General features: G+C 38.8%; 15 protein-coding genes and 1 pseudogene. 7 read left to right on the forward strand and 9 right to left on the reverse strand.

The genetic code is table 11. The features are described from left to right. Positions 1-372, reverse strand: a pseudogene (locus PWP39_RS00825) (2-oxoacid:acceptor oxidoreductase subunit alpha); the annotation flags it as partial. A gap of 2 nt (positions 373-374) precedes the next feature. Continuing rightward, positions 375-635 (reverse strand): 2-oxoglutarate ferredoxin oxidoreductase subunit delta, encoded by a 261-nt coding sequence (locus PWP39_RS00830; protein WP_288071935.1) that lies wholly within the window; start codon positions 633-635, stop codon positions 375-377. Positions 636-804: 169 nt separating this feature from the next. Here PWP39_RS00830 and ftsY point away from each other — a divergent pair, with 169 nt between their 5' ends. Both ftsY and PWP39_RS00840 read left to right on the forward strand, forming a co-directional pair. Beyond that, positions 805-1,773: a signal recognition particle-docking protein FtsY gene (gene ftsY / locus PWP39_RS00835; protein WP_288071937.1), complete on the forward strand. Its 969-nt coding sequence runs from the start codon at positions 805-807 to the stop codon at positions 1,771-1,773. Then, positions 1,766-2,044, forward strand: coding sequence for an ACR/YggU family protein (locus tag PWP39_RS00840; RefSeq protein WP_288071938.1), 279 nt, complete (start codon positions 1,766-1,768; stop codon positions 2,042-2,044). The genes ftsY and PWP39_RS00840 overlap by 8 nt, the downstream gene beginning before the upstream one ends. Here the strand turns inward: PWP39_RS00840 and PWP39_RS00845 are convergent. Beyond that, positions 2,033-2,710 carry a metal-dependent hydrolase gene (locus tag PWP39_RS00845; RefSeq protein ID WP_288072021.1) on the reverse strand — a complete coding sequence of 226 codons (678 nt, stop codon included), beginning with the start codon at positions 2,708-2,710 and terminating at the stop codon, positions 2,033-2,035. The genes PWP39_RS00840 and PWP39_RS00845 overlap by 12 nt on opposite strands. Positions 2,711-2,818: 108 nt before the next feature. Between PWP39_RS00845 and PWP39_RS00850 the strand changes: the two genes are divergently transcribed. Beyond that, positions 2,819-3,982 carry an OBG GTPase family GTP-binding protein gene (locus PWP39_RS00850; protein ID WP_288071940.1) on the forward strand — a complete coding sequence of 388 codons (1,164 nt, stop codon included), beginning with the start codon at positions 2,819-2,821 and terminating at the stop codon, positions 3,980-3,982. Here PWP39_RS00850 and PWP39_RS00855 read toward each other — a convergent pair whose 3' ends face one another. The 4 genes from PWP39_RS00855 to PWP39_RS00870 form a co-directional block, all read right to left on the reverse strand. After that, on the reverse strand, positions 3,983-5,062 hold the full coding sequence (locus tag PWP39_RS00855) for a cell wall-binding repeat-containing protein (RefSeq protein ID WP_288071943.1): 1,080 nt from the start codon (positions 5,060-5,062) through the stop codon (positions 3,983-3,985). 37 nt (positions 5,063-5,099) lie between these two features. After that, positions 5,100-6,218 (reverse strand): cell wall-binding repeat-containing protein, encoded by a 1,119-nt coding sequence (locus tag PWP39_RS00860; RefSeq protein WP_288071945.1) that lies wholly within the window; start codon positions 6,216-6,218, stop codon positions 5,100-5,102. A 103-nt stretch (positions 6,219-6,321) separates the two neighbouring features. Then, positions 6,322-7,449 carry an ATP-NAD kinase family protein gene (locus PWP39_RS00865; RefSeq protein WP_288071947.1) on the reverse strand — a complete coding sequence of 376 codons (1,128 nt, stop codon included), beginning with the start codon at positions 7,447-7,449 and terminating at the stop codon, positions 6,322-6,324. 5 nt (positions 7,450-7,454) lie between these two features. Then, complete coding sequence (locus PWP39_RS00870; protein WP_288072023.1) at positions 7,455-8,900, reverse strand: potassium channel family protein; 1,446 nt, start codon at positions 8,898-8,900, stop codon at positions 7,455-7,457. Positions 8,901-9,084: 184 nt separating this feature from the next. Here PWP39_RS00870 and PWP39_RS00875 point away from each other — a divergent pair, with 184 nt between their 5' ends. Continuing rightward, positions 9,085-10,044: a TIGR00269 family protein gene (locus PWP39_RS00875; RefSeq protein WP_288071948.1), complete on the forward strand. Its 960-nt coding sequence runs from the start codon at positions 9,085-9,087 to the stop codon at positions 10,042-10,044. Here PWP39_RS00875 and PWP39_RS00880 read toward each other — a convergent pair. Together PWP39_RS00880 and PWP39_RS00885 are read right to left on the reverse strand one after the other, a co-directional pair. Further along, positions 10,034-10,735 carry a YhfC family intramembrane metalloprotease gene (locus PWP39_RS00880; protein ID WP_288071950.1) on the reverse strand — a complete coding sequence of 234 codons (702 nt, stop codon included), beginning with the start codon at positions 10,733-10,735 and terminating at the stop codon, positions 10,034-10,036. The two genes, PWP39_RS00875 and PWP39_RS00880, sit on opposite strands and share 11 nt — an antisense overlap. Next, positions 10,735-11,067, reverse strand: a complete 333-nt coding sequence (locus tag PWP39_RS00885; RefSeq protein ID WP_288071952.1) for a YbjQ family protein — start codon at positions 11,065-11,067, stop codon at positions 10,735-10,737. Before PWP39_RS00885 ends, PWP39_RS00880 begins: the two co-directional genes overlap by 1 nt. Before the next feature lie 58 nt (positions 11,068-11,125). On the opposite strand from PWP39_RS00885, the gene PWP39_RS00890 reads away from it, so the two are divergent. The 3 genes from PWP39_RS00890 to PWP39_RS00900 are packed head-to-tail and all read left to right on the forward strand — an operon-like array spanning position 11,126 to position 12,650. Further along, on the forward strand, positions 11,126-11,311 hold the full coding sequence (locus PWP39_RS00890) for a TIGR04140 family protein (RefSeq protein ID WP_288071954.1): 186 nt from the start codon (positions 11,126-11,128) through the stop codon (positions 11,309-11,311). A gap of 20 nt (positions 11,312-11,331) precedes the next feature. Continuing rightward, entirely contained in the window at positions 11,332-12,159 is an 828-nt protein-coding gene (locus tag PWP39_RS00895; RefSeq protein ID WP_288071955.1) for a fumarate hydratase, read from the forward strand. Beyond that, entirely contained in the window at positions 12,150-12,650 is a 501-nt protein-coding gene (locus tag PWP39_RS00900) for a FumA C-terminus/TtdB family hydratase beta subunit (RefSeq protein ID WP_288071958.1), read from the forward strand. Before PWP39_RS00895 ends, PWP39_RS00900 begins: the two co-directional genes overlap by 10 nt. Positions 12,651-12,656: the final 6 nt, after the last annotated feature.

The raw sequence follows: 12,656 nt of genomic DNA on the forward strand, positions 1-12,656 counted from the left end.
TTGCACGTCTACTATTACTACTGGCGTCTCGGTCATTATTGCATAACCAATGTTCTCCTGCATTAAGCTAAACCCAGGACCAGAAGTAGCAGTCATAGCCTTTAATCCAGTCCATGAAGCTCCGATAATTGATGCTATACTTGCAATTTCATCCTCCATCTGCAGATAATATCCTCCTACCTTTGGAAGTTCCCTAGCCATTGTTTCGGCAATTTCGCTTGAGGGAGTTATTGGGTAACCAGCATAAAACCTGCATCCAGCGAAAATTGCTCCATAAGCTATGGCCTCATCTCCCATCATGAAGTAATTGCCCGGTCTATATAATTTCCTAAAAAGGGTTTTTTGTTCAGGTTCATCTCCCCTTATTATCATTTCTACCACCTAACTGCAATGGAGAAGTCTGGGCATAATAATTCACAGAGCTTACATCTTACGCATTTATCTGCATGAACTGGAATTGGGTAGTGGACACCCTTTTCACTGAGCTCTGTGCTCCATTCAAAAACCTTCCTGGGGCACATTTCTACACATATTCCGCACCCTTTGCAGAGAAAAGTATCAACGCTGATCTCAACAGCGTTTGTTTTTCCAATAACGAGATAGCCATCCTTATTAATTTGGACATTTTCCCCCACGTGTGATCCCCTTTATAGTTTACATTTGTAAACATTTAAAGCTTTTGTAAATGAGCAGTGATGTTCAAAAAAGAGACAATGATCATGAATATTAATATATGGAAAGCTGTAGTATGGAAAAAGTAAAAGTTAAAGCGACTTTCATACTACCAAAGACGGGGGAAGTACAATGTTTGGAAAGCTTAGAGAGAAACTAAAGTCATTTGTGAAAAGAGTTGAAGAAGAAGTTGAAAAGGAAGAGGGAGAGGTTGAGAAAAAGGGGTTATTAGATAAGATATTAGCTGTTGAAATTAAAGAGAAAGACATTGACAAAGCCTTAGATGACCTAGAAATTGATCTTCTTGAGGCTGACGTTGCTCTTGAGGTTGTTGACGCATTAAGGGAAAAAATAAAACAAAAACTTGTAGGTAAAAAAGTTAGAATTGGAACTGACAAAGGAAAAATAATAGAGGAGGCCGTCAAAGAGGCAGTTTCTGAAATCTTGGAAACTTCAAGAAGTATAGACTTAATTGAGGAAATCAGAAAAGCGGAAAAGCCCTACGTTATTATGTTTGTAGGATTTAACGGCTCGGGGAAGACAACTACGGTAGTGAAGCTGGCTAATTGGCTTAAAAAGCATGGATTTAGTGTTGTTATAGCTGCAAGTGACACTTTTAGGGCAGGGGCAATAGAGCAGTTAGAGGAGCATGCTAAAAAAATTGGTATAAAAGTAATAAAGCACTCCTATGGAGCTGATCCTGCAGCTGTTGCATATGATGCAATACATCATGCTAAGGCTAGAGGAATAGATGTTGTCCTTATAGATACAGCGGGGAGAAGCGAAACAAATAGGAACTTAATGGATGAAATGAAGAAAATAGCAAGAGTTACAAAGCCAAATCTTGTTATATTTGTTGGAGATGCATTAGCTGGAAATGCAATTGTTGAACAGGCACGTCAGTTTAACGAAGCAGTTAAAATCGATGGTATCATACTAACAAAGCTTGATGCAGATGCTAGGGGAGGAGCAGCTTTAAGTATTAGCCATGTAATAGATGCTCCAATCCTCTTCGTAGGAGTAGGGCAAGGGTACGATGATCTGAGGCCATTTGAAAAGGAATGGTTCCTAGAGAGAATATTTGGTGAAGAAAATGCTTAAAGAAGTTTCAGATGGAATAATTTTGTCAGTTATAGTAACTCCCAATGCTAGGGAAACAAAAATTGTTGGCGTGGATGAAGCTAGAGGAAGAGTGAAAGTGAATGTAGCAGCGCCGCCAGTAAAAGGAAAAGCAAACAAGGAGTTAATGAAGTTTTTCAAAAAACTTTTTGGAGCAGAAGTTGTTATAGTAAGAGGTGAAACCTCTAAAGAGAAAGACCTCCTCATAAAAGGAATTAATAAGGAAGAAGTGATAAAGAAATTAAAGTTCTAAATACTCTCCAGGTTTTAGAATAACAACCTTTGCTTTTTCCCCTACTAACTTCTTGAATTCTTCTGGATCGGCTGCAATGGGTGGCCAAGTGTTATAGTGCATTGGGATGACATATCTTGGCTTTAGGAGTTCAACGGCTTTTGCTGCTTCTCTAATCCCCATTGTGAAGTGACCTCCTATTGGAAGTAGAGCAACGTCAATTGGACCGTATAGCTCTGCAAATAGTTCCATGTCTTTGAATACGTAAGTGTCTCCGGCGTGGTATATTGTTACTCCGTCAAGCTTTACTATATATCCACAAGCGTTTCCTATACTATACTTTCCATCACTACTGGAGTGCCAAGCAGGCACTTGAACTATTTCCACTTCATCAACCTTAGTGGGCCCATAGTTCATTCCTACTGTATTTACTCCCCTATACTTTTCTGCTATGTAGTTTGCCAAATCATACATTGCAACAATCTTTGCTCCGGTTCTCTTAGCTATAGCTCCGGCATCTCCGAGGTGATCTCCGTGGGCGTGAGTAACTAAAATTATGTCTACAGTTTTAAAGTCATCTGGCTTAGCACTTGCGACTGGATTTCCGCTTAGGAATGGATCTATCAGGATTTTTTTGCTCCCTTCTATGTAGAAAGAGGCGTGGCCAAGAAATGTTATCTTCACCATCATTATCACCAGGAAGTATAATAACAAAAAATTACTATAAACTTTTCGTGGTTAGCTTTATAAAAGGTCTAATTTTTTATCTTTTAGAAGTTCTGATGGTGTTCAGCAATGCCAACGAACGTTACTGCCGAATATCTAGCGGCTGAAGAGGAGTATAGGAATGCTAAGACTATTCCAGAGAAGATTAGGGCACTTGAGAAAATGTATGCTTTAGTTCCAAAGCATAAAGGAACAGAAAAGCTTAGATTGCAGATTAAAAGAAAACTTGCAGAGCTTAGGAAGGAACTAGAAAGGCAGAGACAACAGAAAAAAGGTGGAGGTTACTCTTTAGCTGTAAAAAAAGAGGGAGCAGCCCAAATAGTGTTGGTTGGGTTGCCAAATGTAGGCAAGTCTGAGCTTTTAAAGGCCTTAACGGGAGTTGATGTTGAGAGTGCCGATTATCCATTCACAACAACTGAGCCTGTTCCAGCAATGTTAAATTATAAAGATGTTCAGATTCAGTTAGTAGAGGTACCTGGGCTAATTGAGGGGGCCGCCCTTGGTAAAGGAATGGGGCCTCAGCTTCTTGCAGTTGTCAGAAATGCTGACGCAATAGCCATTGTTGTGGATTTGAGTGAAGATCCAATTCGTCAGATGAATATTCTCCTTCAAGAATTTGAGAGGGCGGGAATTAAAGTTAACAAAAAGAAGCCAAAAGTTCAAATAAGAAAAACCCCAAGTGGTGGAATCGTGATCAATGGAATTGAGAACATTATAGGGGATATTGAGGAAGTTATGAAAATGCTGAGAGAGGAAAAGATACATTCAGCAGAAATAACAGTCATGGAACCAGTCACTCTTGAGGAGTTTGCTGATGCCTTGGATGATAGTCTTGTATGGAAAAATGCAATTATAATAGCAAACAAGGGGGATGCTCCTGGAAGTAAGGAAAATTATGAGAAATTAGTGAAAACATTTGGAGAAAGATTCAAGATAGTTCCAGTTTCCGCCAAGAAAAGAATAAACTTGGAGGCGGTGAAGGAGGCTATATATGAAATTGCAGACATAATTAGAGTGTTTACAAAAAGCCCAGGAGAAGAGCCAGCCTATCCACCAATCGCCTTGAGAAGAGGTGCAACAGTTCAGGATGTTGCCGAGAGAATTCACAAAGATTTAGTGAAGAACTTCAAATACGCAAGAGTGTGGGGAAGAAGCGTAAAGTTCCCAGGGCAGAGAGTTGGATTGGACCATGTTTTGGAAGATGGGGATATAGTGGAAATTCACGCCAGATGATTATCTCCTTCTTCTCCATTGGTGTGTTCTAATTTCTCTTAGTTTTTCCTTAGCTTTGTTCATGTATTGTATTGTCTCAGATATTTTACCCGCTTTTAAGGCTTCCTGTGCTTTGTTAAGGAGAGCTTTTACCTCACTAACGTCATATCCGAGCTTTTCTAGTCTAGAGGCTACAATTTGCAACATTCTTAGCTCTATCTGAATCTCAATTCCGGGAGCTTTTGGAGACATCTGAGATAACACAATCGCCTTTTCTGCTAACAACTTGGCTCGAAGAGAGAGGATATACGCTTCTTGATAATTATCACTTTCAAACTTTAGTTTTGCCATTTCCAGCAGTCTTTTTGCTTGATCAAGAAGACTTATGGAAGATGGAAGTTTTGGGCTGGGTTCTTCTAACATCTTTTCTGCTCTTTTTATAATGATTTCTGCCCTCTCTATTGCTTCATTTGCAATGGCTGGGGTTATCTCTGCTTTGATATACGTAACATTCTGCAAATATTTCCTAAATCTTACCATAATTGCCATTGAATATGGGCTTTCAATTATTATAGTTTTGTTAGAGGGAATTGTGGGTATATCGGTTACATTTTGTGATACAAATATTGGAATAGAGTATTTCATTTGTTTGGCCTTAACTATTGCGGGCAAGTCCCATCCATGGATTATAACTATATTAGCTCTCTTGAATATACTTGGATAATCCTTTAAAAGATATTGAACTACTGCCCTCGAAGTTTCAACCCTGGTTTCACCCCAAATTCTGGTCTTTGGAATCCCTAAATTCTCAAGGAATTTTTCATATTCTGGAACAACAGCCTTTGGCCCTCCAATTATCATAACGAAGGAAGGATCTTTTTCTAAAATATCGTCCACAACACTTTCACTGTATAATCCCCAAGGAGTTACAACTAGTTCTGCATTTAAAATCTCTGCAACTTTTTCTGCAAGAGTTAGGTCTGCTTCATTGTCACTAACTAAGATAACTATTCCATGAACTTGAGAAACAGCTTCCTCTGGAATTGTTGACGTGAGAATAACCAGAGATAAAAAGAGGAGAGATAAAGGCTTAAGCGTCATTCCTCTTCACCGTTCTTTTTGGCTTTTTTGTTTATAATTATTTCCCTTTCATTCTTAACTCTTTTTCTATCTCCGCTATAAGTTGTCTAGCTGTATTGATGTCATTGTTCTTTAGGGCTTCTTTTGCCTGTTCAATCTTGTCTAAGATCTCTGTAACGTTGGCTCCTTTGGCCTGTAGTCTTAGAGCTACCTTCTCAAGCACCCTTACTCTAACTCTGAGTTTGAATGCCAGATCCCTTGCAAACTTTTCATCGACTTTTTCACTAACTCTCCTTATCACTGCTTCAGCTATGTTCTTTGATGCAACTGCAAGGCCATAAGCCCTTCCATAGTATCCTTCTTCATATGCCTTCTTGGCCTCTTCTAAATGCCTCTTGGCATTCTCTAGTAATGGAATAACTCCGGGAATTGTTACATTTTGTTGTGTCATGTTGTTTACCAATTCTTCAGCTAGGCTTACTCTTTCTTCTGCAAGGTTTATTGCTCTTTCAGCAATCTCCTGAGTTATGTTTTCAATAGTCTCTTCTGTTACATTCTTCACTCTTTCGCGGATTCTTTCCTTGACTTTTTCCATTATTTTCTCATGTTGTTTGTTTTTTACTATCTCAACACCGTTGAATCTGTTAATTATTGTTATGCTGACGTTTGAGGAGTCTTTTATGAATATTGGGATCACAAACTTCTTTCCTCTAAGGTGTATTATCCCTGCTAAGTCCCATCCGTGAACTATCGCCACTCTTGCCTTCTTTTCAAACCCTGGGAACATTTGTGAAATCTTGTTTATTGTATCAATTGCAGTCTCTACTCTAGTGCTGCCCCACGCTCTTATGTATGTTACTCCCAAAGCTTCGAGGTCTTCCTCGTAAGCCTTCACTACAGCTCTTGGACCTCCAATTATTATCACTAGATCTGGATCTAGTGAGACTATCTCTGCTGTAACGTTTTCTTCATAGACTCCCCACTTGGTAATAACTATAGATGCATTAATCACCTCAGCTATCTTCTCGGCTAATGTTACATCTGCCTCGTTGTCGCTTACAAGTATTACTACTGAACTAAATTCTGTAGTTGTTGATGTCGTTGCTGTAACTCCTGGCACTGCACTCATACTTAAAATCAACATTCCTATTACCAGCAGACTTAGCACACCCCTCATGGTCATCACCATTTTAGTGTAGGAATCAAAACTAAAAAAGGAATTTCATGTTCCTAAAAAGTTTCAAAGTGTTTCTTAGCATTCCGTTTCTTCTTCTGCCGTTTCATATTGCTCTGACTAGCTTTTCCATCCATGGAGATACTCTAATTTTTATGAAACCTTTGAATTTTCTGTCAACATCTTTATCCCCAGTATATACTCTTACGAACCCTCCACTTATTTTTGAAGGTGTTGCTACAACTATGATGTTTTCTTTAGGTATCTTCTTCAATACGTTTGGAGAAAACTGCTGATTGCCTCTCCCAAATAAAAAGTTTAGGCCTCCTACAACTGTTATAACAACTTTGGGGTCTCTGTCTATAAATTTTAGCAAATCTTTCTCACTTGCGTCTTTAACTAATAACTTGGCTTTTCCATCTTTAACTTCAACTATATCAACGCCTAACAATGTCCCATCAATTTTCAACTTTTCTTTTATCCTCATTATAGTTGAGCCCGCGCCAAGGAAATATACACCATTTTCTGAGAGTATCTCCTCTGCTACAGCCTCAGTTAATGCTTCCAATTCTTCTTTTTCGTCAACTTTCATTGCTTCTTTGCTTCCCTGTATGAGTGTTTCTACAATTGGAACTACTGAATATCCGTAGATCTTTACTTTTAGTTCATCTCTCCTATATGCTTCCTCATCAAGGTCAAGTACTTCTCTCTCCTCCAATTTTGCGTTATTGTTTAGGAAGTTTACCAATACCTTTGCCGCATCTTCGGGAGATGTAGCGAACACGCTTGAGTACATCTTTACTCCGCTTGGTATTCCTAAAATTGGAACCGATTTTCCTACGACCTCAACAATATCTCTAGCGGTTCCATCCCCCCCAGCAAAAACAATAATTTTAACTTTGCCAATCATCTGTTTCGCTAGGTATTTTGAGTCTTCTCTCGTAGTATCTGGAATTTTGACTCCTTCTATTTCCTTCCATGAAATATTTCTATGCTTAATTACTTCATAGGGGAAATTGAATTCTTTTAGGAAATCTTCCCCCAGGGGACCTGGGCCAGTTAAGAATTTCACTTTTATATCATAGTTGGCAAGCTCTTGGAGGAATAGCTTGACAAGATTAGGAGTGACAGGTGTAGCCCCTCTTTTGATAGCTTCTTCAACAACTCCATCAGTTCCTTTTAAAGCAACTCTTCCCCCCATTCCTGCAATGGGATTGACTATTAGCCCTATCATTGCTTTCACCTCATGTATTTCCTTGCAAATACTGTAAGGAATACTGCCCACATGAACATACCAAATATTGCCTCAACAGATGCAATGACCTTTCCAATTCCTATGGGATGAATATCTCCATAACCAAGTGTTGTTGCAGTAACTATGCTGAAATACACATAATCAAAAGGAGATCTCAATGGTTCTATGCTTTGTGTTAGCGCATAAAGTATGGGAAAGGCAAAGATGACTAATCCCAACCACAAAAACACGGGTCTTTTCCAGTCTGTTCCATATTTGCAGGTTAAATCTGCAAATATCCATTCAAAGAAAACTTCAATGAGCCTAAAAATCTTTTTTAGTGTTTTTGGTCCCCTTTTGTAGTGAGAAAGAACTCTTTTTCTCCTTGCAAGCATTTCTAGATAATAATATTCATCAGCCTTCTCTTTATCACCACTGGCCTCCCAGGTAGTTCTCGCTATTCTATAAAACACCTCTGCTAGATAAGGATTGTTGAATTCAGAGTTTTCAATTACTATAAACCCCAAAACTTGAAGTTCAGCTAATAAATTAGGAAGGTAACTTAAATTCCAATTCTCATCGCTGTAAAACTTTGAGTTTCTCATGATTAGGTTATTTAAAACTGTCGTATGGACAAATTCTGGATATTTAACTCTACTATTAATTATTGACATATGCCCAGGAACCGTTGAGTTTTCTATAAGTAGTTGTCCAGAGAACCTGTTAATATAAACCCTAATTTGCCTTTTGAACCTGGGATCTTCATCAAACTCTATGTTTCTTATATTCAAGATATTCGCTCTCACATATTCTATCTTTTTTGTATTAAATGTAACCCCCAGTTCTTTTTCGATGATTTCTAGCAGGGGATATCTCGAATTAACGGCTATTCTCCTCACTTCTTTTATATTTGAAATTTCGACCCTTCCGGCGATTTTTCCAGCTTCTCCAAAAGTCTCTTCTGCTGTTACTTCCTCCCTTTTATATCTTGTTGAGTTTATGAGAATGTATTTAATTTTAGAATTTCTAATTAGTATTGTTGATGTAAATTCTACTGAGCAGACGCTTGCACCATAGCTGTCAACTTTGTTTATGTATAGGGAGTTAATTTTGGAGTTTACCAAAATTATCGAGTCCACTATAGAGCTTATTATTGTTAGACTTGAAAGTTCTGAATTCCCAATTATGAGCCGTTTTATTTCTGAATTTTTGAAAATTATGGGATTTTTAATGCTCTTGTTTAAGATTATGACGTCATACAACTTTACACCTTCAAATGTTTTAAATCCTCTTTCAAGGGCCCTTTCAAAGGCCCTCTTTTTTATCTCTCTAATTTTATTTCCATAGAGAAGTTCTCCTTCCTCGAAAGGTATGTGGAGAGAACAATATTTTGAACCCTTTAGAGGTTTTCTTTTGCATTTTTGTCCGTTTGAGTAGGTGTACTCACACAATTTCTCATCCTCCCATTGTAAGAGGAGACAACTCATTTTAACTTCATTAGAAAGGTTTTTAATCTTAACTTTGAAGTTAGGGCATAAGGGATGATGAGGGAGATTTCGGCGGAGCTGTGAAGAGACTCGCATGGGCTGACCACCACATTTAAAAATTTTTGTTCTCCTTTACTTCCGAGCTGAAATGAAGTGTTCAAAGTGTGGAAAAGAGGCTGTATATTTTGCCAGATACGAGGGTAGATACTACTGCCACAAGCACTTCAACGAGCTAGTGGAGGGAAAGGTAAAGAAAACTATAAGGAAGTATAGGATGATAAGAAGAGGGGAAAAAGTTGGGGTTGCAGTGAGCGGAGGGAAGGACAGCGTAGTTCTTATGCACATATTGGCAAAGCTAAGGAAAAAGTTTCCCTTTGAGTTGGTTGCAATAACGATTGATGAGGGAATTAAAGGGTATAGAGATAAAAGTGTTGAAGTTGCTCGAAAAAATGCAGAACTTTTAGGAATAGAGCATCATATTTATAGGTTTAAGGACTACATTGGCTTTACATTAGATGAAACTGTAGAGATTATGGGGCCTAGAGAAGAGAGAGTGGGTGCCTGTTCTTATTGTGGGGTGTGGAGAAGGTGGTTACTAAATAAGGCAGCTGAGGAATTGGGAGTTGATAAGCTCGCTTTGGGACTTAACTTGGATGATGAAGTTCAAGTATTCTTGATGAATCTGATGAGAGGGGATGTGGCGAGATTAGGAAGAACTGGCCCTTATTATGAGGTAATTCATGAAGGGCTAGTGCCAAGGATAAAACCTCTTAGGGAGGTTCCTGAGAAAGAGATTGTTCTCTATGCAGTTTTAAACAACATTGAAGTCGATTTAAGCGAATGTCCTTACGCAACTGAAGCTTTTAGGGCTGAAATTAGAGATTGGCTCAATGAAATGGAGGAAAAGCATCCTGGGACTAAATATCAGTTGCTGAGGAGCTACGATAAGATATTCCCTCTCTTAGCAAAAACATATGCTAAGGAGGCAAAACTGAATCGCTGTAAGATTTGTGGTCAACCTACAAGTGGAGAAATATGCAAGGCTTGTCAGTTCAGGCTTCAAGTAAAAGAAAAAGCAGGAGAACTAAAATTCAACATCACCAAATGACCTCTTCTTTTTCCTCTTTCACTTGAGATATTTTTGGAGCTGAGGCTATTAGGACAATAACTGTTATTACAGCTAGAACTATTTCCGTCAGAAGAAGAATTCTCGGAATCATGTAGCTTTTTTGTGTTTTAATCAAGATTAATTGGTAATATGTGGCCATTGAATCAATTAGTGTGTGCAGTCCAATGACTTCAATCAAGACCTTTCTCGTGCCCTGTGTTAAAATAATAGCCGTACCTACATGGAAAAGAACAACAAGATATCTCTCTGCCAGGGAAAGGAGATTCATTACAAAAGGTTGGGAAGGTGCCCCTCCTTTGGCAGAGAGAGTAACAAGGATAATTATGAAGACTACCTCACTTATCGCAAACCCTAGACCTACGGAAAATGCATAGCCAGCGCTCTTTCCTTTAACAAATATGTATTTAAAAAGTTCTTGAAAGATCCCCGCTATAAGTCCCATCCATATGCTTATGATGATTATCTCTAAAGTCCCTAGACTTGTTATATTTGGCCCTATACCTGCCCACAGTAGGGGAAGTTGCTGAACTATGTTTTGGAGAGTTATAGATAATGGAAAGGCTATTGCCCCTAAAATGAATTCTCCTGCTCTGACTTTCCTTCCTCCCAGGAGGTATAAGGTTAGCCAAGCTAACGCTCCCCCAAGGAGAAGGAAAGGTGCTGGATGCATTATCTCTCCCTCTCAACTACGACTGCTGTGCCATATGCATAAACTTCAGCCATTCCTCCACCGACATTTGAAGTTGCAAATCTAAAGTTAACTACAGCATTTGCTCCCAGACTTTTTGCATGCTCCATCATTCTTTTTAGGGCTTTCTCTCTAGCTTCTGCCATCATTTGTGTGTACTCTTTTACTTCTCCTCCCTTTATATTTCTAAGGAATGCCAATATGTCCCTTCCCAGGTGAGTTGCCATAACAACGCCGCCTCTAGCTATTCCTTTTACTTCGATGATCTTGTATCCTGGGATTGTGGGAGTTGTTACAACAATAATCTCCTCCATGGTGTTCACCATACAATATGGGCAATCATTTTATAATAATGTTTCTAAAGTTCTCACAATGATAATTAAAACCGCTGTTCCTCCTCAGGAACTCTTGGAAATTGCCAAAAGCAAAAACATAAGTGTTAGAATAAAGGTGATTGACGTAGAGCGAAGAAAAATTTTAGTTCTGTACGTTATAGAAATTGAAGGAGAGATTAAGAAATTCTTGGAAGAGCTGAGCAAAGCGAGAGCTGGAGGATAAATAGGCAGGGGGTAAGCAAATTGATTAAAGTTGAGGATATAGTGGAAGCACTTAAGCTCGCAGTTACAAACCTTCCTGAAGACGTTGTTTTGGCCCTGAAGAATGCTTATGAAAGGGAAGAGCATGAAATAGCAAAATATAACCTTGAAATAATGCTTAGGGCTGTAGAAACATCAAAGAAGAAGAAAGTTCCCCTCTGTCAAGACACTGGAACTCCAATTTTCTTTGTTGAAACAGATGGAACTTGGAATGTCAGGGAGATTTATAAAACCATATTTGAGGCTGTGAAAAGGGCAACAGATGAAATACCTCTAAGGCCAAATGCAATTTCTCTTCTTACTGGAAAAGCTATCGGGAATATTCCAGAAATTCACGTTGAGCTTGGGGAAAGAAACAGGATTAGCATACTTATTAAAGGAGGAGGGAGTGAAAACTGCTCTGCACTATATCCTTTAACTCCAGGGGACTGGTTTGAAGGGGTGAAGGAGAAAATTATTAGTCACATTAGCTCTTGCGGTGGGAAACCCTGTCCTCCCATAATTATTGGCATTGGAATTGCAAGCCCTGCTGAAAAAGCTATGATATTGGCCAAGAAATCACTCCTCAGAAAAATCGGAGAGAGACATGAAAAGTTAGGATGGTTGGAAGAAGAAATTCTTGAGAAAGTAAACTCTTTGAGTATAGGTCCTATGGGATTGGGAGGAAAAACAACAGCATTAGATGTAAAGATTGAAGTAGGAGAACGCCATCCTGCAAGCTTTATAGTTGGGATCGCTATCCAATGCTGGGCTCATAGAAGAGCTTTTATTGAAGAGAAAGAAGATGGGGAGGTTATGATATGGCAGTAAGACTAAAAACCCCCTTAACCTGGGAAGATGTTAAAAATTTGAAAATTGGAGACAAAGTTCTTCTTTCTGGAATCGTTTATACTGCTAGGGATTTAGCTCATAGGAGATTTCTTGAAGAGGGGTTTCCTTTCAATCCTGAGGGTGCTGTGATATATCATTGTGGCCCTTTAGTTAAAAATGGGATGGTAGTTTCAGCAGGCCCAACTACAAGTGCTAGAATGGAAAAGTACTTAGACTTTCTCTTTACGCATGGAGTTAGAGGCATAATCGGTAAGGGAGGTATGAATCATGAAAAATTTAAAGGTAGAGCGGTTTACTTTTCTTACCCAGGAGGGGCTGGTAGTTTAGCTAGAGAATTTATAGTTAAGGTGAGAAGCGTTTATTGGGAAGATTTGGGAATGACAGATGCAGTTTGGGAGTTAGAAGTGAAAGACATGCCTCTGTTAGTATCTATAGATGTTAAGGGGAGATCCCTATACAGAAAAAATTAAAGAGGT

It is taken from the genome of Pyrococcus sp., assembly GCF_030153625.1.
Taxonomy (GTDB): Archaea; Methanobacteriota_B; Thermococci; order Thermococcales; family Thermococcaceae; genus Pyrococcus; species Pyrococcus furiosus.